General features: G+C 74.3%; 13 protein-coding genes and 1 tRNA gene. 10 read left to right on the top strand and 4 right to left on the bottom strand.

All coding sequences use genetic code 11. The annotated features are described in order from the left end of the window. Window positions 1-464: 464 nt before the first annotated feature. From ACGF5G_RS15990 to ACGF5G_RS15950, 9 genes are all read left to right on the top strand, one after another. The gene (locus ACGF5G_RS15990) at window positions 465-1,625 is read left to right on the top strand and encodes an inositol-3-phosphate synthase (protein ID WP_393263244.1); all 1,161 of its coding nucleotides are present in this window, start codon (window positions 465-467) and stop codon (window positions 1,623-1,625) included. After that, on the top strand, window positions 1,609-2,514 hold the full coding sequence (locus ACGF5G_RS15985) for an SCO3242 family prenyltransferase (RefSeq protein ID WP_393263242.1): 906 nt from the start codon (window positions 1,609-1,611) through the stop codon (window positions 2,512-2,514). The genes ACGF5G_RS15990 and ACGF5G_RS15985 overlap by 17 nt, the downstream gene beginning before the upstream one ends. A 113-nt stretch (window positions 2,515-2,627) precedes the next feature. Next, complete coding sequence (locus tag ACGF5G_RS15980; RefSeq protein WP_393263332.1) at window positions 2,628-3,431, top strand: sugar phosphate isomerase/epimerase family protein; 804 nt, start codon at window positions 2,628-2,630, stop codon at window positions 3,429-3,431. Between the two features lie 36 nt (window positions 3,432-3,467). After that, window positions 3,468-4,088 carry an EboA domain-containing protein gene (locus ACGF5G_RS15975; protein ID WP_393263240.1) on the top strand — a complete coding sequence of 207 codons (621 nt, stop codon included), beginning with the start codon at window positions 3,468-3,470 and terminating at the stop codon, window positions 4,086-4,088. Continuing rightward, window positions 4,088-4,954, top strand: coding sequence for a TatD family hydrolase (locus tag ACGF5G_RS15970; RefSeq protein WP_357450749.1), 867 nt, complete (start codon window positions 4,088-4,090; stop codon window positions 4,952-4,954). Before ACGF5G_RS15975 ends, ACGF5G_RS15970 begins: the two co-directional genes overlap by 1 nt. After that, complete coding sequence (gene eboE / locus ACGF5G_RS15965; RefSeq protein WP_393263238.1) at window positions 4,954-6,144, top strand: metabolite traffic protein EboE; 1,191 nt, start codon at window positions 4,954-4,956, stop codon at window positions 6,142-6,144. Before ACGF5G_RS15970 ends, eboE begins: the two co-directional genes overlap by 1 nt. 156 nt (window positions 6,145-6,300) lie before the next feature. After that, window positions 6,301-7,737, top strand: a complete 1,437-nt coding sequence (locus ACGF5G_RS15960; protein ID WP_393263236.1) for an alkaline phosphatase family protein — start codon at window positions 6,301-6,303, stop codon at window positions 7,735-7,737. Further along, a complete protein-coding gene (locus ACGF5G_RS15955; protein ID WP_393263234.1) occupies window positions 7,734-8,801 on the top strand; it encodes a polyprenyl synthetase family protein in 1,068 nt (355 codons plus the stop codon). The genes ACGF5G_RS15960 and ACGF5G_RS15955 overlap by 4 nt, the downstream gene beginning before the upstream one ends. 408 nt (window positions 8,802-9,209) lie before the next feature. After that, on the top strand, window positions 9,210-10,217 hold the full coding sequence (locus ACGF5G_RS15950) for a sugar phosphate isomerase/epimerase family protein (protein WP_350712241.1): 1,008 nt from the start codon (window positions 9,210-9,212) through the stop codon (window positions 10,215-10,217). Between the two features lie 206 nt (window positions 10,218-10,423). Here ACGF5G_RS15950 and ACGF5G_RS15945 read toward each other — a convergent pair whose 3' ends face one another. The 4 genes from ACGF5G_RS15945 to ACGF5G_RS15930 form a co-directional block, all read right to left on the bottom strand. After that, on the bottom strand, window positions 10,424-11,608 hold the full coding sequence (locus ACGF5G_RS15945) for an ROK family protein (protein ID WP_393263232.1): 1,185 nt from the start codon (window positions 11,606-11,608) through the stop codon (window positions 10,424-10,426). A gap of 109 nt (window positions 11,609-11,717) precedes the next feature. Further along, the gene (locus tag ACGF5G_RS15940) at window positions 11,718-12,791 is read right to left on the bottom strand and encodes a sugar phosphate isomerase/epimerase family protein (protein ID WP_393263231.1); all 1,074 of its coding nucleotides are present in this window, start codon (window positions 12,789-12,791) and stop codon (window positions 11,718-11,720) included. Window positions 12,792-12,869: 78 nt separating this feature from the next. Beyond that, window positions 12,870-16,199: a ThuA domain-containing protein gene (locus ACGF5G_RS15935; protein ID WP_393263229.1), complete on the bottom strand. Its 3,330-nt coding sequence runs from the start codon at window positions 16,197-16,199 to the stop codon at window positions 12,870-12,872. Window positions 16,200-16,477: 278 nt separating this feature from the next. Then, window positions 16,478-16,882, bottom strand: coding sequence for a hypothetical protein (locus ACGF5G_RS15930; RefSeq protein WP_393263228.1), 405 nt, complete (start codon window positions 16,880-16,882; stop codon window positions 16,478-16,480). A 271-nt stretch (window positions 16,883-17,153) separates the two neighbouring features. Here ACGF5G_RS15930 and ACGF5G_RS15925 point away from each other — a divergent pair. Next, window positions 17,154-17,226 (top strand) — tRNA-Asn (locus tag ACGF5G_RS15925). Window positions 17,227-17,326: the final 100 nt, after the last annotated feature.

The raw sequence follows: 17,326 nt of genomic DNA, 5'->3' as shown, positions 1-17,326 counted from the left end.
CGAGGGACCGGCCGCGGTTGCGCCCCGCGGCCGGGACGAGGTCGGCAGCGGAGGACGTGCAGCCGGGCCGCCACGGCCCGGTGGCGCACGAGCAGGACGGTCGTCCGGTGCGGCCGGACCGGGATTCCCCAGTCGCACCGGAGGACCGCCACCACCCCGGCGATCCCGCCGGGCCGCGTCACCCCACGACGTCCGGTCGGGGCGCGCCGTCGTCCCGGCCGGCGGATGCGGGGGAGGCAGGGGCGAGACGCCGACCGCCCCTGCCTGCCAGCCCCGTCCGTCCGCGCCCGCACCGGGAGCCGGTCCGGCGTCGTCGCCGCCGACGTCGACACCGGGCCGGTCGGCTCCCCCGGTGCGGGCCGGCGGACGGGGCCCATCCGCACAGATCCATATCTTTCCGAACAAACTTCTGATATCCATGTAAGCCAATGCACGGCTGGTTCCTCCTGACGGGAAGGAGCACCATGCGTACGGGTGTCTGGCTGGTGGGGGCGCGCGGCTCGGTCGCGACCACCAGCATCGTCGGGGCGCTCGCCCTGCGAGCCGGGCTCACCGGCCCCACCGGCTGCGTCACCGAGCTGCCCGACGTGCGTGGGCCCGCCCTGCCGGCCTTCACCGACCTGGTCTTCGGCGGGCACGACGTCGCCACCGTCCCGCTGGCCAAACGCGCCGAGGCCCTCGCCGCCGCCGGCGTGCTGCCCGGCCGGCTGGTCGCCGCCCTCCCCGACGAACTGGCCGCCGTCGAGCGCGAGCTGTGCGCGGCCCCCACCGCCGGCACCCAGGCGGACCGGGCCGCCGCGACCGTACGCGACCTCACCGACTTCCGGGGCCGGCACGAGCTGGACCGGGTGGTCGTGGTCAACGTCTCGGCCACCGAACCGGTCGCCCGACCGCACCCGGCGCACGCCGACCCGGACGCGCTGCGGGCCGCGCTCGCCGGTCCCGAGGAGGTGCTGCCGCCCAGTTCGCTCTACGCGTACGCGGCGGTGCGGGCGGGCTGTTCGTACGTCGACTTCACGCCGTCCACCGGGCTGCGGCTGCCGGCCCTGGCCACGTTGGCGGCGCACCGCGGGATCCCGTACGCCGGGCACGACGGCAAGACGGGGGAGACCCTGGTCAAGTCGGTGCTCGCGCCGATGTTCGCGATGCGGCACCTGGCGGTGCGCTCCTGGTCCGGGGTGAATTTGCTCGGCGGCGGCGACGGCGCCACCCTCGCCGACCCGGCCGCCAACGCGGCCAAGGTGGAGAGCAAGCAGCGGGTGCTCGGTGAGACGCTCGGTTACCTCCCGCAGGGCGGCACCAGGATCGAGTACGTCGAGGAGTTGGGCGACTTCAAGACCGCGTGGGACCTGGTCACCTTCGCCGGCTTCCTCGGCACCGGGATGCGGATGGAGTTCACCTGGCACGGCTGCGACTCCGCGCTGGCCGCGCCCCTGGTGCTCGACCTGGCCCGGCTCGTCGCCGCCGCGCACGCCGCCGGCCACACCGGCCCCCTGCACGACCTGGCCTTCTTCTTCAAGGACCCGCTCGGCGCGTCCACCCACTCGCTGGCCGACCAGTGGACCCGGCTGTGCGGCTTCGCCCGCCGGCTGCACGCGGGAGGTGCCGATGCCCCGCGCGGCTGACCTCGTCGAGCTGGTCCGGGCCCCGGCCGCGCTCTCGGTGCCCGGCGACGTCGTCGCCGGCGCGGCCGCGGCCGGTGCGCTCGACCGGCGTACGCCCGCCCTGGCCGCCGCGTCCGTGCTGCTCTACTGGGCGGGAATGGCCGCCAACGACTGGGCCGACCAGCGGCTGGACGCCGTCGAACGCCCCGAGCGGCCCATCCCCAGCGGCCGGGTCGCCCCCGGGACCGCGCTCGGCCTCGCCGCCGGGCTCACCGCCGCCGGGGTCGCGCTGGCCGCCACCGCCGGGGGCCGGCGCGCCGCGAGCGTCGCCGTCCCGCTCGCCGCCGCCGTCTGGGGGTACGACCTGGCGGCGAAGGACACCCCCGCCGGACCGGCCGTGATGGCCGCGTGCCGGGGGCTGGACGTGCTGCTTGGCGCCACGGGTGGACGGGTGCTGCGGGCGGTGCCGGCGGCGGTCACCGTGGCCGCCCACACGTGGACGGTCACGGCACTCTCCCGCCGGGAGGTCACCGGCGCCGACGCGGCGCTGCCGCTGCGTACCCTCGTCGGCACCGCCCTGGTCGCCGCCGGCGCCGCCACCGTCCCGACGGGTCGTGCCCGGTCCGCCGGTCGCGCGATGCCCCGCCGGTGGCGTGGCCCGGCCGGCGCGGGGGTGCTGCCCGCCCTGCTGGCCGGCTCGTACGCGGCCCGCTACGGCGCGGCCCAGGCCCGGGTGGTGGCCGAGCCCTCCGCCGCCCGGGTGCGCGCGGCGGTGGGGGCCGGCATCACCGGGCTGCCCGCGTTGCAGGGCGCCCTGGCCGCGCGCGCCGGGGCCGGGCTGCTCGGGCTGGCGGTGGCGGTGGCCGCGCCCCTGGGCCGCCGGCTGGCCCGGAAGGTCTCCCCGACATGACCGCCCCGCGCCCCCGGCACACGGCCCCGGAGCCCCCGAGCGCCGGGGCGGCCGGACGCGGCGACGGCGGGCTGCGGTTCGGCTACGGGACCAACGGGTTCGCCAACCACCGAATGGCCGACGCGCTGGCGGTCATCGCCGACCTGGGCTACCAGGGCGTCGCGCTCACCCTGGACCACGACCACCTCGACCCGTTCGCGCCCGCGCTGGCGCGGCGGGTGGCCGCCGTCGCCCGCCGGCTGGCGGCGCTCGGCCTCGCCGTGGTCGTCGAGACCGGCGCGCGGTACCTGCTCGACCCGTGGCACAAGCACGCCCCGACGCTGCTGCACGACGACCCGACGCGGCGCGTCGAGTTCCTGCGCCGGGCCGTGCGGATCGGCGCCGACCTGGGCGCGGAGGCCGTCTCCTTCTGGGCCGGCGTACGCCCCGACGCCGTCCCGCCGCCGACGGCCTGGGACCGGCTGGTCGCCGGCTGCGCGACGGTGGTCGACGCCGCCGACGCGGCCGGGGTGATCCTCGGCTTCGAACCGGAGCCGGGAATGCTGGTCGAGGACATCGCCGGCTGGCGCCGGCTGCGCGGCGCGCTCGGCGACCCGGCCCACTTCGGCATCACCCTCGACATCGGGCACTGCCGGTGCCTGGAGCCGCAGCCGATCTCCGCGTGTGTGCACGAGGTGGCCGAGCACCTGGTCAACGTGCAGATCGACGACATGCGCCGGGGCGTGCACGAGCACCTGGAGTTCGGTGCCGGCGAGATCGACTTCCCGCCGGTGCTGCGGGCCCTGGCCGACGCCGGCTACCGGGGGCTGGTCGCCGTGGAGCTGCCCCGGCACTCGCACGCCGCCCCCGCCGTCGCCGCCCGCTCGCTCGACTTCCTGCGTACCGCCGTGAAGGAAGCCGGGCAACGGGATCGGTGACGGGGCCAGCTCGGGCAGCACGAGAGAGGAGACGGGATGACACCGGATTCACTGCGGGCCGCGCTGCGGGGGGTACCCGAGCCCGACTGGCTCGACGCGGCGGTGCGGCGGGTGGCGGCGGAACCGGCGGCGATCGGCGGGCTCTTCGCGGCTGCCGGCCGGCGCTGCGGCCGGGCCCCGCTGCCGGAGCCGGCCGGCTGGAGCGCCGACGAGGCGGCCCGGGCGCTGCTGCTGACCGCGCTGCCCGCCGACCACGCCCCGCACGCCGAGTCGCTCTACCGCCACGGCGACGCCGCCGAGAAGCGGGCCGTGCTCAAGGCCCTGCCGCTGCTGCCGATCGGCGCGGCCGGGGTGCCGCTGCTGCACGACGCGATCCGTACCAACGACACCCGGCTGGTCGCCGCCGCCCTCGGCCCGTACGCCCGGCACCTCGACCCGGCCGCCTGGCGGCAGGCGGTGCTCAAGTGCGTCTTCACGGGCGTGCCGCTGGCCGTGGTGCACGACCTCGACGCCCGCGCCGACGCGGAACTCGCCGCGATGCTCGCCGGGCTGGCCGCCGAGCGGCAGGCCGCCGGCCGCACGATGCCCGCCGACGCCACCGCGCTGCTCGGCCGGTTCACCACCGGTCCCGTCCCGATCACCGCCAGGGAGGCGTGATGCGCATCTTCGACCCGCACATCCACATGACCTCGCGGACCACCGACGACTACGAGCGGATGGCCGCGGCCGGCGTCCGGGCGGTGGTGGAGCCGGCGTTCTGGCTCGGCCAGCCCCGCACCAGCGCCGCCTCCTTCGCCGACTACTTCGACTCGCTGATCGGCTGGGAGCCGTTCCGGGCCGGGCAGTTCGGGGTCCGCCACCACGCCACGGTCGCGCTGAACCCGAAGGAGGCCAACGACCCGCGCTGCCGCCCGGTGCTCGACCTGCTGCCGCGCTACCTCGACAAGGACGGCGTGGTGGCGGTGGGCGAGATCGGCTACGACTCGATGACGCCGGAGGAGGACGACGCGTTCGCCGCCCAACTGGCCCTGGCCGTGGCGCACGACCTGCCGGCGCTGGTGCACACCCCGCACCGGGACAAGGCCCGGGGCGTGGAGCGCAGCCTCGCCGTCGTGGCCGAGTCCGGCATCGAGCCGGGCCGGGTGGTGCTCGACCACCTCAACGAGGTGACGGTGAAGCTGGTCCGGGACACCGGCTGCTGGCTGGGCTTCTCCATCTACCCCGACACCAAGATGTCGCCGCCGCGCATGGTGGAGCTGCTGCGGGCGTACGGGACCGAGCGGGTGCTGGTCAACTCGGCGGCCGACTGGGGGCGCTCGGACCCGCTGCTCACCCGGGCCACGGGGGAGGCGATGCTGCTGGCCGGCTTCACCGACGACGACGTCGACCGGGTGCTGTGGCGCAACCCGGTCGAGTTCTACGGCCAGTCCGGGCGGCTGGACCTGGCCGACCTGGACCGCGCCGACGTCGACCCGCCGACCGGCACGTGGGCCGGCAACTCGATCCTGCGCGGCGGCAGCTGATGCGGCTGCGGCACGCCGGCGGCGACACCGTCCACCTCGGCTACTGCACCAACGTGCACCCCGCCGAGGACCTCGCCGGCATCCTCCGCCAGTTGGACGCCTACGCCGTGCCCGTCCGCGAGGCGGTCGGCGCGGACCTGCTCGGCCTCGGGCTGTGGCTGGCCGCCCCGGTCGCCGCCGAGCTGGCCGTCGACCCGGCGGCCCGTCGCCGGCTGCGTACCGAGCTGACCGTTCGGGGGCTGGAGGTGGTCACGCTCAACGGCTTCCCGTACGCGGCCTTCCAGGCGCCGGTGGTCAAGGGCGACGTCTACCACCCGGACTGGACCACGGGCGGGCGGCTCGCGTACACCCTGGACCTGGCCCGGGTGCTCGCCGACCTGCTGCCGGACGACGCGGCCCGGGGCTCGGTCTCCACCCTGCCGCTGGCCTGGCGGCGGCCCTGGGACGCCGCCCGCACGGACGCCGCGCGCCGCCGGCTCGACCAGCTCGCGGCCGGTCTCGCGGTCGTCGAGCGGGACACCGGCCGACCGGTCCGGGTCGGCTTCGAGCCGGAGCCGGGCTGCGTGGTGGAGAGCACCGGACAGGCCGTCGCGGCACTGTCCGGCGTGGACACCGACCGCCTCGGCGTCTGCCTGGATCTCGCCCACCTCGCCTGCGCCTGGGAGGAGCCGGCCGACGCGCTGCGCCGGCTGCGGGCCGCCGGCCTGCCGGTGGTGAAGGTGCAGGTCTCGGCCGCCATCGAGGCGCCGGCCGAGGCGACGGCGGCGCTGCGCCGCTGGGTGGAGCCGCGCTTCCTGCACCAGACCCGCGCGGCGGGCTGCGCGGGGGCGTCGGACCCGGCGGACCCCGCCCACGCCGCCGACGACCTGGACGCCGCCCTGGCCGCGCGGCTGCCCGGGCCGTGGCGGGTGCACTACCACGTGCCGCTGCACGCCCCGCCCGAACCGCCGCTCGACTCCACCCTGCCGGTGCTGCGCGCCGCGCTGGCCGCGCTCTACGCCGGGCCCGAGGCGGGCTGCGACCACCTCGACGTCGAGACGTACACCTGGGGGGTGCTGCCGGCCGCGCGGCGGCCGGGCACCGACGCGGAGCTGGCCGCCGGGATCGCCGCGGAACTGGCCTTCGCCCACGCCGAGCTGGTCGCCCTCGGCCTGGCTCCCGCGGGCCGTCCGGCGGAGGTGCCGACATGAGCGAGCGTCTGCGAGTGAATCATCGACACAGCGCCGGGGTGCCTCATGGCGGCGCCGAGCGAAGCGAGGTGCCGACATGAGCGAGCGTCAGCGAGTGAGTCATCGACACTGTGCCGGGGTGTCTCATGGCGGCGCCGAGCGGAGCGAGGTGCCGGCATGAGCCGGCGGCTGGTGGTGCTGGACGTGGTGGGGCTGACCCCGCGCCTGCTGGCGCACATGCCCCGGCTGCGCGCGGTCGCCGACGCCGGCTTCCGGGCCGAGCTGGGCACGGTGCTGCCCGCGGTGACCTGCTCGGTGCAGTCCACCTTCCTCACCGGGGCGCTCCCGGTCGAGCATGGGATCGTCGGGAACGGGTGGTACTTCCGCGACCTCGGCGAGGTGCTGCTCTGGCGTCAGCACCACGCCCTGGTCGGCGGGGAGCGGCTCTGGCAGGCGGCCCGCCGGGCCGAGCCCGGCTACACCGTCGCCAACGTCTGCTGGTGGTACGCGATGGGCGCGGACGTGGACTGGACGGTCACCCCGCGCCCCGTCTATCACGCCGACGGGCGCAAGGAGCCGGACTGCTACACCGACCCGCCGGAGCTGCACGACGCGCTCACCGACCGGCTCGGCACCTTCCCGCTGTTCAGCTACTGGGGGCCGGGTGCGGGGCTGGCGTCGTCGGCGTGGATCTGCCGGGCCGCCGAGCGGATCCTCGCCGAGCAGTCCCCGGACCTGACCCTGGTGTACGTCCCGCACCTCGACTACGACCTGCAACGTTTCGGCCCGTCCTCCCCGCAGGCCGCCGCGGCGGCGGCCGAGCTGGACGCCGTGCTCGGGCCGCTGCTGGACGCCGCCGGGGCCCGGGACGCCACCGTGGTGGTGCTCTCCGAGTACGGCATCACCGACGCCTCCCGCCCGGTCGACGTCAACCGGCTGCTGCGCGCCGAGGGGCTGCTGCGGGTGCACACCCAGGCCGGCATGGAGTACCTCGACCCGTGGACCTCGCGGGCCTTCGCGGTCGCCGACCACCAGGTCGCGCACGTCTACGTCCGTGACCCGGCCGACGTGCCGGCGGTGGCGAAGCTCTGCGCCGCGCTGCCCGGGGTGGCCGAGGTGCTCGACGCCGACGGCAAGGCCGCGCACGGGCTGGACCATCCGCGCGCCGGAGAACTCGTTCTCGTCGCCGAGCCGGACGCCTGGTTCACGTACTACTACTGGCTCGACGACACCCGCGCGCCGGACTTCGCCTGCCTCGTGGAGATCCACCGCAAACCCGGCTACGACCCCGCGGAGCTGTTCTTCGACCCCGCCGCCCCCGGTGCCGCCAAGCGCCGCGCCGCCGTGGCGCTGGCCCGCAAGAAGCTCGGGCTGCGCTACCTGATGAGCGTGGTCGGGCTGGACGCCGGTGCCCAGGCGGTGCGCGGGTCGCACGGGCGGCTCCCCGCCGACCCGGCCGACGGGCCGGTGCTGCTCTGCTCCGACCCGTCCGCCGCCCGGGACCGGGTCGCCGCGACCGAGGTGAAAGCCCTGCTGCTGGAGCTGGCGGGGCTGGTCCCGCCAGCCGCGCCGCCGCCCCCTGCGGCGGCCGGACGACCGGGGGAGGCGTCGTGACCGTCACCGTCGCGCCCCCCGACACCAGCGAACTGCGGGCCCGTGTCGACGCCGAGCTGGCCGCGTTCCTCGACCGGCAGGGCCGGGACTGGCCGGACGGCGCGCCCCGGGGCGTCTTCACCGCGCTGCACCGGTTCGTGCTGGCCGGCGGGAAGCGGCTGCGCCCGCTCTTCTGCTACTGGGGCTGGCGGGGCGCCGGCGCCCCCGACGGCACCCCGATCGTGGTGGCCGCCGCCGCGCTGGAGCTGTTCCACGCGTTCGCGCTGATCCACGACGACATCCTCGACGGCAGCGACCGACGGCGGGGCGAGCCGTCGGTGCACCGGCTCTTCGCCGACCTGCACGCCCGTTCGTCCTGGCGGGGCGACCCGGAGGCGTACGGGCGCAACACGGCCCTGCTCTGCGGCGACCTGTGCGCCGCCTGGTCGGACCAGATGTTCCACGAGTGCGGGCTGGACGCCGCGCGGGTGCACCGGGGGTGCGCCGTCTTCGCGCTGATGCGCACCGAGGTGATCGCGGGCGAGTACCTGGACCTGGTCTCCGGGGTCGGCGACGGCTCGGTGGCCAGCGCGCTGACCGTGATCCGGATGAAGGCTGCCCGCTACACGGTCACCCGGCCGCTGCAGATCGGGGCGACGCTGGCCGGGGCGGGCCCGGGCCCGGTCGCCGCGCTGACCGCGTTCGGCGATCCGCTGGGCGACGCGTTCCAGCTGCGCGACGACGTGCTGGGGGTCTTCGGCGATCCGGCCGTCACGGGCAAGTCGGTCCTGGACGACCTGCGGGAGGGCAAGCCGACGGTGATGATGGCGCTGGCCCGTGGCGCCGCCGACCGGGCGCAGGCCGCCAGGCTGCGGGAGCTGTTCGGCAACCCGGCGCTGGACGCCGACGGGGCCGCCGAGCTGCGGGGCATCATCGAGCGTACCGGCGCGCGCGAGCGGATCGAGCGGATGATCCGGGTGCGCGCCGATGCCGCCCTGGCGGCCCTGGCGGAGGCCCCCGTGACCCCGGAGGCCCGGGCCGCCCTCGCCGTCCTCGCCGCCCAGGTCGTCGACCGTCCGCTCTGACGGGCGGCCTAGGAGGGACCTTTCGTGGGATCGACGGGCGTGCGCGGAAACACCTCCCCGCGATCTTGCAGTTCGTGCCCCGACATTCCGCCCGAAGGCCGCGAGCCGAGGGCAGAAAGTGCAAGATCGCGGAGGAGGGAGGGGGAGGAGGGAGGGGATGGGGCGGGAGGGGATGGGGCGGGAGGGTGGGCGGGTGTGGGGTTCCGTGCGGGGCGTGGCGGTTCTAGAGTGAGGGCGGCGACCGTGGCGGTTGCCGGTGATCCGGCGGGAGGCGCAACCCGGCGGGTTCAGGTGCCTACGCGGCGCCCACCGGTGTTCCGCCGTGACCGCCCTCGCACCGGCCCGGCCGGTCACCCTCGCCCCGGTCACGCACCCACGGAATCCCCATCACGACAGGGGAGAAGGACAATGGCGCGACCCATCACGCTCTTCACCGGCCAGTGGGCCGACCTTCCGTTCGACGAGGTCTGCCGGCTCGCCTCCGAGTGGGGCTACGACGGGCTGGAGATCGCCTGCTGGGGCGACCACTTCGAGGTCGACAGGGCCCTCGCCGACGACTCGTACGTCGACCGGAAGCGGGAGACCCTCGCAAAGCACAACCTGAAGGTGTACGCGATCTCCAACCACCTCGTCGGCCAGGCCGTCTGCGACCACCCCATCGACGAGCGACACCAGGGCATCCTGCCGGCCCGGATCTGGGGCGACGGCGAGCCCGAGGGCGTACGCCGCCGGGCCGCCGAGGAGATCAAGGACACCGCCCGGGCGGCGGCGAGGCTCGGGGTGGACACCGTCGTGGGCTTCACCGGGTCGTCGATCTGGCACACCCTGGCGATGTTCCCGCCGGTGCCGCCGGAGATGATCGAGCGGGGCTACCAGGACTTCGCCGACCGCTGGAACCCGATCCTCGACGTCTTCGACTCCGTCGGGGTCCGCTTCGCCCACGAGGTGCACCCGAGCGAGATCGCGTACGACTACTGGACGACGAAGCGGGCGCTGGAGGCCGTCGGGCACCGGCCCGCGTTCGGGCTGAACTGGGACCCGTCGCACTTCGTCTGGCAGGAGCTGGATCCGGTCAACTTCATCTTCGACTTCGCCGACCGGATCTACCACGTCGACTGCAAGGACGCGAAGGTGCGTACGGGGGACGGGCGGCGGGGCCGGCTCGCCTCGCACCTGCCGTGGGCGGACATGCGGCGCGGCTGGGACTTCGTCTCGACCGGTCACGGCGACGTGCCCTGGGAGGACTGCTTCCGGGCGCTGAACGCGATCGGCTACGCCGGCCCGATCTCGATCGAGTGGGAGGATGCCGGCATGGACCGCCTCGTCGGCGCCCCCGAAGCCCTGCAGTTCGTCCGGCGGCTCGCCTTCGACGCCCCGGCCGCGGCCTTCGACGCCGCGTTCAGCAGCAAGGACTGAGCACCCGTCAGCAGCAAGGACGGAGCACCCGTCGGCGGCACGGACCGAGTCCCGGCTGCCGGTCGACACCGCGTTCGGCGGCACGGACCGAGGGCCCGTCAACGGTCACGGCCGCGTGCGGCAGCGGGGGACTCGGTCCGCGGCGGGGGCTCGGTCCGCGGCGGGGACACGGCCCGCACCGGGGGCCGGCCGCCGGTCGGCCCCCGTCAGCCGGCCGAGAAGAGGTGGTCGCTGACCAGCCGCGCCGCGCCCACCACTCCGGCGCGGTCGTCGAGGTCGGAGAGCACGATCGGCATGGTGCCGGTGGCCAGCGGCGCGGACCGGCGGTAGACCACCCCACGGATCTCGGCCAGCAGCGTGTGGCCCAGCCCGGCCGGCGCGCCCCCGATGATGACGATGCCCGGGTTGAAGAAGCTCACGAGGCCGACCAGCACCTGGCCCAGGCGGCGGGCCGCGTCCCGGGCCAGGGCCTGCACGGCCGCGTCGCCCGCGCCCGCCGCCGCGGCGACGTCGGCCACGGAGAGGGTGCCCGCCTCGGCCAGCCGGGCCGCCAGCGCCGTGGACCGGCCCGCGCGGGCCGCGGCGAGCGCCGCGCCGACCAGCCCGCGGTCGCCGCAGTACGCCTCCAGGCAGCCGGTCTCGCCGCAGGCGCAGCTCGGCCCGTCCTCGGTGAGCGGCAGGTGGGCGATGTCCCCGGCGCTGCTCGTCGCGCCCCGGTAGGGCGTGCCGCCGAGCACCAGCCCGCAGCCGATCGCGGTGCCGAGCTTGACGTAGAGGAAGTCGTCGAAGGTGCGCCCGACCCCGGCGTGCTTCTCGCCGAGCGCCATCACGTTCGCGTCGTTGTCGACCAGGGCCGGGCAGCCCAGCTCGGCGGCGAACGCCTCCCGCACCGGGAACCGGTGCCAGCCCGGCATGGCCGCCGGTGAGGCCGGCGTGCCCTCGGGGAAGTCGACCGGCCCCGGCAGGCCGACGCCGACCCCGGTGAGCTGGGTCAGACCCAGCTCGGCCCGCAGCTTTCCGACCAGTTCGACGGCCCGGCCGAGCACCGGCTCCGGCCCCACCCGGACGTCGATCGGCTCGGCGACCTCGGCGAGCACGGTCAACTCGCCGTCGGTCACCGTGACGGTGATCCGGTCCGCGCCGACGACGACGCCGGCGAAGCGCACGCCGCCGGCGACGCGCAGCATCGAGGACCGGCGACCGCCGCGCGACGCCGCCGGCCCCGCGGTCTCGACCAGGCCCCGCTCGACCAGCCGGTCCACCTCCGCGGCCAGCTTGGACCGGGACAGGCCCACCGCGTCGCCCAGCTCCACCCGAGAGCGGGGACCGTCGTCGCGCAGCAGCCGGACCAGCCGTGCCTGGTACGCGTTCTCAGGCCGGACGAGGACCATCGCCATCACCTCCCGGCCTGAAGTCTTCCACGGCGCTGTTACCGGCGTGTGGCGCGCGGGGCCGCGCCCGGTCGTCCCGGACGCGGCCCCCAGGTGCGTGTCGGGTCCGTCAGCCCCGCAGACCCGACATGTGCTGGAAACTGAGCTCCGCGTAGCGCAGCGACCGGCCCGGGTCGGTGGTGCCGCCCGGTGCGTTGTCCTGCTCCCACATCGGGTTGTGGTAGCCCTTGGCGCCCATGTTGGCGAAGAACCCGCCGTAGTCGATGTCGCCCTGGCCGAGCGGCACCATGTCGTACCCGGCGCTGCTGGCCGGGTTGAACGCTCCGTCCTTGGCGTGGAACAGCGGGAACCGGATCGGCTGGGCCGCCACGGTCGCCAGCGGGTCGAAGACGTCGGTCCGCGTCACGCCGTCCGGGTCGGTGTAGCTGCGGAACCGGTGCTGGGCCACGTGCGCCCAGTAGATGTCCATCTCGAACCACACGTACGCCGGGTCGGTGAGCCCGATGAAGTACTCCAGCTTCCGCACGCCGGAGGAGCGGGTCGGCCGGCCCAGGGCGTCCAGCGGGCCGCTGTCGAGCAGGAAGTTGTACGCCGCGTCGTGGTTGTGCGTGTACAGCTTCAGCCCGCGGGCGGCGGCCAGCTCGCCGAGGGTGTTCCACCGCTCCGCGGCGGCGTCCCAGTCGGTCTTGTAGTTGCTGCCGGTCGGGTCGCTGCCGGTGCCGATGTGCGTCATGCCCAGCGTCTCGGCGATGTCGAGCTGCTGCTCGAAGGCCGCGAGGGTGGTCGGGTTGATGACGCTCGGGATGGACGCGTGTGATCCGTTGGCGCGCAGCCCGTTGTCGTTCAGGATCTTGCGGATCTCCGCGGCGGTGATCTGCCGGCCGAGGATGGAGGTGTGCTGGTTGTAGCCGGCGAACTCCACCTCCTTGTAGCCGATCTCGGCGAGCCGCGCGAGCACCCGCTCGAAGCCGTACGGCACTCCGCTGGTGTCCGGGGCGGCGCCGATCCGGTCCCGGACGCTGTAGAGGATGATGCCCCGCTTGCCGGCCGGGACGAGCAGGCCGTTGCCGTTGGCGCCGGCGGCGGGGGCGAGTCCGGTCGCGCCGACGGCCGCCGCGCCGGCCACGCCGGCGAGGGCGCCGAGCATGCGGCGACGGCTCATCCCGTGCTGACTGTCGTTCATGTGTTGCTGCCTTTCTCGATGCTGGAGAGGGCGGTTCCGGGCCGGGGGCCACCGGCGGTGGCCCGGGCACGGCGGCGGCTACGGTGCGACGCCGATGCCCTGGCCGGTGAACCCGATCCAGTTGAGGTTGCCGAAACCGCTGGTCGGGCCGCCGGGGACGGTGGTGAACACGAGGTAGAGCCGGTGCGTGCCGCCCGGGTCGGTGATCGGCACGGTGGTGCTGGTGAAGGCGTTGTTGCCGCTGGTCGCGTTGACCGTGGCGGTGGCGACCACCGGCCCGGTGGGCGAGTCGAGCCGGAACTCCACGCCGAAGCGCGGCTGCCCGACGGTGGCGGCGCTGCCACCGGAGGTACGCAGCGTCACCGACTGGATGTTCGTCAGGTTCACGGTGTTGTTGACCGCGATCCAGTCGCCCGGGTCGAGGCTGCCGCGCTGCTGCCCGCCACCGGTGTCGGCGCTGGTGCCCACGGTGGTCCCGGACTGGTCCCGGGCGAACTCCACCTGCTGCCGCTTGTCCTGGATGATCTGCTGGTCCACCGTGGTCAGTGCCGGCTGCCCGTTGGCCCCCCGGTCGGTGTAGGAGGCGCTGACGACGCCGTAGATGTAGCCGCCGTGGGAGGCGTCGTCGGCCTCCGTGGGCAGCACGCCGGAGCAGCCGAACTGGTTGGCCTCGCCGTGGCCGTGCTCGTCGTGGCCGAGCACGAAGGTCACCTCGACCTTGGCGCAGTCGACCGGCCCGTCCTCGGGGTCGGTGACCGTCACCGACCAGGGGATGTCGTCGCCCCAGTCGAAGAAGCCGCCTTCGATCGGGGTGTGTACGGTGACCGTCGGCGCGGTGTTGCCCACCGTGATCGTGGTGTTCGCCGACGCGCTCTTGCCGCTGGAGTCGGTCACCGTGAGCCGTGCGGTGTAGACCCCGTTGACCGTGTACGTGTGCGTCGGGTTGGGGTCGACCGAGTCGGTCGTACCGTTGCCGTCGAAGTCCCAGGCGAACGAGATGGAGTCCGCCGGGTCCGGGTCCTTCGACCCCTCGCTGGAGAAGGCGACGGTCAGCGGGGCGTGACCGTTGGTCGGGGTTGCGTTCAGCACGGCGTTCGGTGCCCGCAGGCCCTTGACGTAGCTGAACTTCAGCATCGCGGCGTCCGGGTTGACGTTGAAGAACCCGTCGCCGTACGTCAGCAGGTAGAAGTTGCCGTCGGCGCCCCACCTCATGTCCATCGGGTTGTCGCAGAGGAACGGCTTGGCCGGCGTGGTGGGTGCCTGCCCGCAGTTCAGCACATTGTTGATCTTCAGGATGTCGCCCTGGGCGTCGAGCCGGACCTCCTTGAGGGTGTCCCGGGTGAACTCGCCGAAGAAGATCGCGCCGTCGAAGTACGCGGGGAACTTCGTCTCCGACCTCAGCTCCGGGTCGAAGTCGTACTTCGCCGCGCCGTGCGGGCCCACGCCGCCCGTGCCGAGTTCGGGGAAGAGCACGGGACAGGTCTGCGTCGGCGTGGACAGGTACGACTCCGGGCACGGCGTCGGGGCCTGGAACGAGTACCACAGCTCGGACTTCTCCACCGCGGGCAGGTCGGTCAGGCCCGTGTTGTGCCGCGAGGTGTTCCGCGGCGCCGCGCAGTCGAAGGGCGCGACCGGGGAGATTGGGCTGGTGGTCCAGTTCATCTCGATGTACGGCAGGTTCGGCTGCACGCACATCGGCCAGCCGTAGTTCGCCGGCTTGTCGACCACCATCATCCGGCCGGTGCCCGCCGGTCCCCGGCCCACCGCCGCGGTCGAGGAGTCGGGGGAGTAGTCGGTGACGTAGGCGACGTCGTTCTTGTCGAGGGTGATGCGGAACGGATTCCGGAAGCCCATCGCGTAGATCTCCGGGCGGGTCTTGTCACCCGGGTCCGCCGCCTCGGGGAACATGTTCCCCGCCGGCACGGTGTAGCTGCCGTCCGCCTGCACCGAGATGCGCAGGATCTTGCCGCGCAGGTCGTTGGTATTGGCGGAGCTGCGCCGGGCGTCCACGAAGGGCGCCTGGTAGACGCCGGTGGCGCTCACCGAGTCGTTGTGCGGGGAGAAGCCGCCGGAGCCACCGCCGCCGGCCGGGGTGTCGTCGCCGGTGACCAGCCAGAGGTTGTTCTTCGAGTCGAAGGCGATGTCGCCGGCCACGTGGCAGCAGGCTCCCCGGTCGACCGGCACCTGGAGGATCTTCTGCTCGGAGGCCAGGTCCAGGGAGGGCGTCTCGCCGTCGACGAACCTGTACCGGGAAAGCTGGAAGTACCCCTTCCAGCGCTCCCAGGTCGCCGGGTCGGTGCTGGTGGTCGGCGCGCCGCCGGCGGGGGTGTCCAGCGGGGGCGCGTAGAAGAGGTAGACCCAGCGGTTGGTGGCGAACTCCCGGTCGATCGCCGGCCCGTACATGCCGTCCTCGCTGTGCGTGTAGACCGGGATCTGCGCCAGCACGGTGGTCTCGTTGCTCTCCGGGTCGTGCAGGCGTACGCCGCCACGGCGGTCGGTCTGGATTACCCGGCCGTCGGGGAGCACGTCGAAGCCGATCGGCTCGTTGACGTTGGGCTGCGCCCCGATCACCGTCATCTGGTAGTTGGCCAGGACGGTGGCGCCGCAGTCGCCGTCGGTCACGCCGGCCGCCCACTGGATGGCGCCGCCGAGGTGGGCCCGCAGGTCGGTGCTGCCGAAGCTCTCCGGCGTCGCGCCGAGCCCGGTGTAGAAGGACCGGCCGCCCTGGTGGTCCTTGCACCAGGTGACCGGGTGGTCGAAGCCCATCGACCCGCCGGCGTACGTCTTCTCGTCCACGGTGGCCAGGACGTGCGAGACGCCCCGGACGTTGGCCGCGAAGTTGTACCACCGGTCGGTGTGCGCCCAGCGCTCCGGCAGGGTCGCGGAGGCCGGGTGCACCCGGTCGGCCACGGTGACCGTGGCCGGGGTCGCCGCCGTGGCGGCGCCCACCGCCCGGGTGCCGAGCACGTCGTCCAGGAAGGACCAGCCCGGCTCGGCCTCGATCGCGGAGTGGACGCCGATGAAGCCGCCGCCGTCGCGGTAGTACCGCTCGAACGCGGCCTGCTGGTCGTCGGCGAGGACGTCGCCGGAGGTGTTCAGGAACACCACGGCGCGGAACTGCTTGAGGTGCGCCTCGTCGAACTTGCGGGCGTCGTCGGTCACCTCGACGGTGAAGCGCCGGTCGTTGCCGAGCTGGCGGATCGCGTCGACGCCGGCAGCGGTGGCGGTGTGGCTGCCACCGGCCGACCGGGTGAAGACGAGGACCTTGTACTCGATGCCGTTGCTGGTCGGTGCCGGGGCGGCGAGTGCCGGTGCCGGCTGCTGCTGAGCGGTCGCGACGAGCGTCGCGCCGACGAGGGTGAGAAGGCTGAGGTAGGTGGCGGCCCTTCGGCCGATCGGTCTGCGCATCGAACCTCGCTCTGGTCGGGCGGGTCCGCCTCAGCGCCGGGACGTCGCTGAGGAGGTCGCGGGGGGTACCAAGAGCCTGGCCAGGTTCTACGCAGGACGATATTTGCGCCTCGGACCAAAGTGAAGAGGTTGGCGGCGGAAGTTTTCGATGGACGGGCAGAACTTTCGCTTCAATTGGCGAAAGTGGCCACAGGGATGGGACCGGGCGGCCGTGACGTGCCCGTACGCACACGAGCGGGCCGGTCACCAACTGGCGACCGGCCCGCGCGAAGGTGCGATCAGAGGGTGCTGTTGTTGGCGCCCGAGCCGGACGGCTTGCTGCGGGGGGTGGTGGTGGCCGACGTCGACCCGGAGGTCGAGCCGGTGCCCGACGAGCCGGAGCCCGCCTTCGCCCCCACCGTGGCCGGCGTCCCGGCGAACGCGTCGTCGGCGGCGGTCAGCTCCTGCTTGTTGCCGTTGCTGCTCAGCTTCTCGCCCAGCTTCGACTGGCCGAGCTTGTCCTTGCCCTCGCTGTAGAGGCGGGTCGCCTGGGCCTGCGCGACGCCGGCCGCCTCCTGGACGGTCGGGTGGTCGAGCACCTTGCGGCCCCGGATCACCAGCTCCTCGTACTTCTCCCGACCGGCACGGGCGCCCAGGACGAATCCCGCAGCCAGCCCGCCAAGAAACATGATCTTTCCGCGCATGGCGGCTCCTTCCGTACCTGACGCGCCGTCGTCCGGCGGCTTACCCCGCCGGAGGCGACCAAATCGCGCCTGTCTCCTCTGTCCGCAGCTAACTACCCATCCTGCTCTCCGCTCATGCCTCCTTGTGCCGTGATGACGATTTGTCTGGTTTATTGTCGTGTCCGCGGGGCAGGGGTCGCAGGGGTAACCCCCTGGACCAACACCCCCCGGAGTCCTGTACTCTTGTCCCCGTCGCACGGCGCGGGGAGATCCGCACCGGACGACGCAGCGGTCCCCCGTAGCTCAATTGGCAGAGCAGCCGGCTGTTAACCGGCAGGTTTTTGGTTCGAGTCCAAACGGGGGAGCTTCCACACCTGCGCCCGTCGGCCCCGCCGGCGGGCGTTCGTCGTTCCGTGCTCCCGCCGACCGCCGCCGGCTCGGTGTCTTCGCCCCGCACCGGCCGCC

It is taken from the genome of Micromonospora sp. NPDC047730, from assembly GCF_043204765.1.
Taxonomy (GTDB): domain Bacteria; phylum Actinomycetota; class Actinomycetes; order Mycobacteriales; family Micromonosporaceae; genus Micromonospora.
Note: the sequence above shows the minus strand (reverse complement) of the source record. Positions and strands in the feature narration are given on the sequence as shown.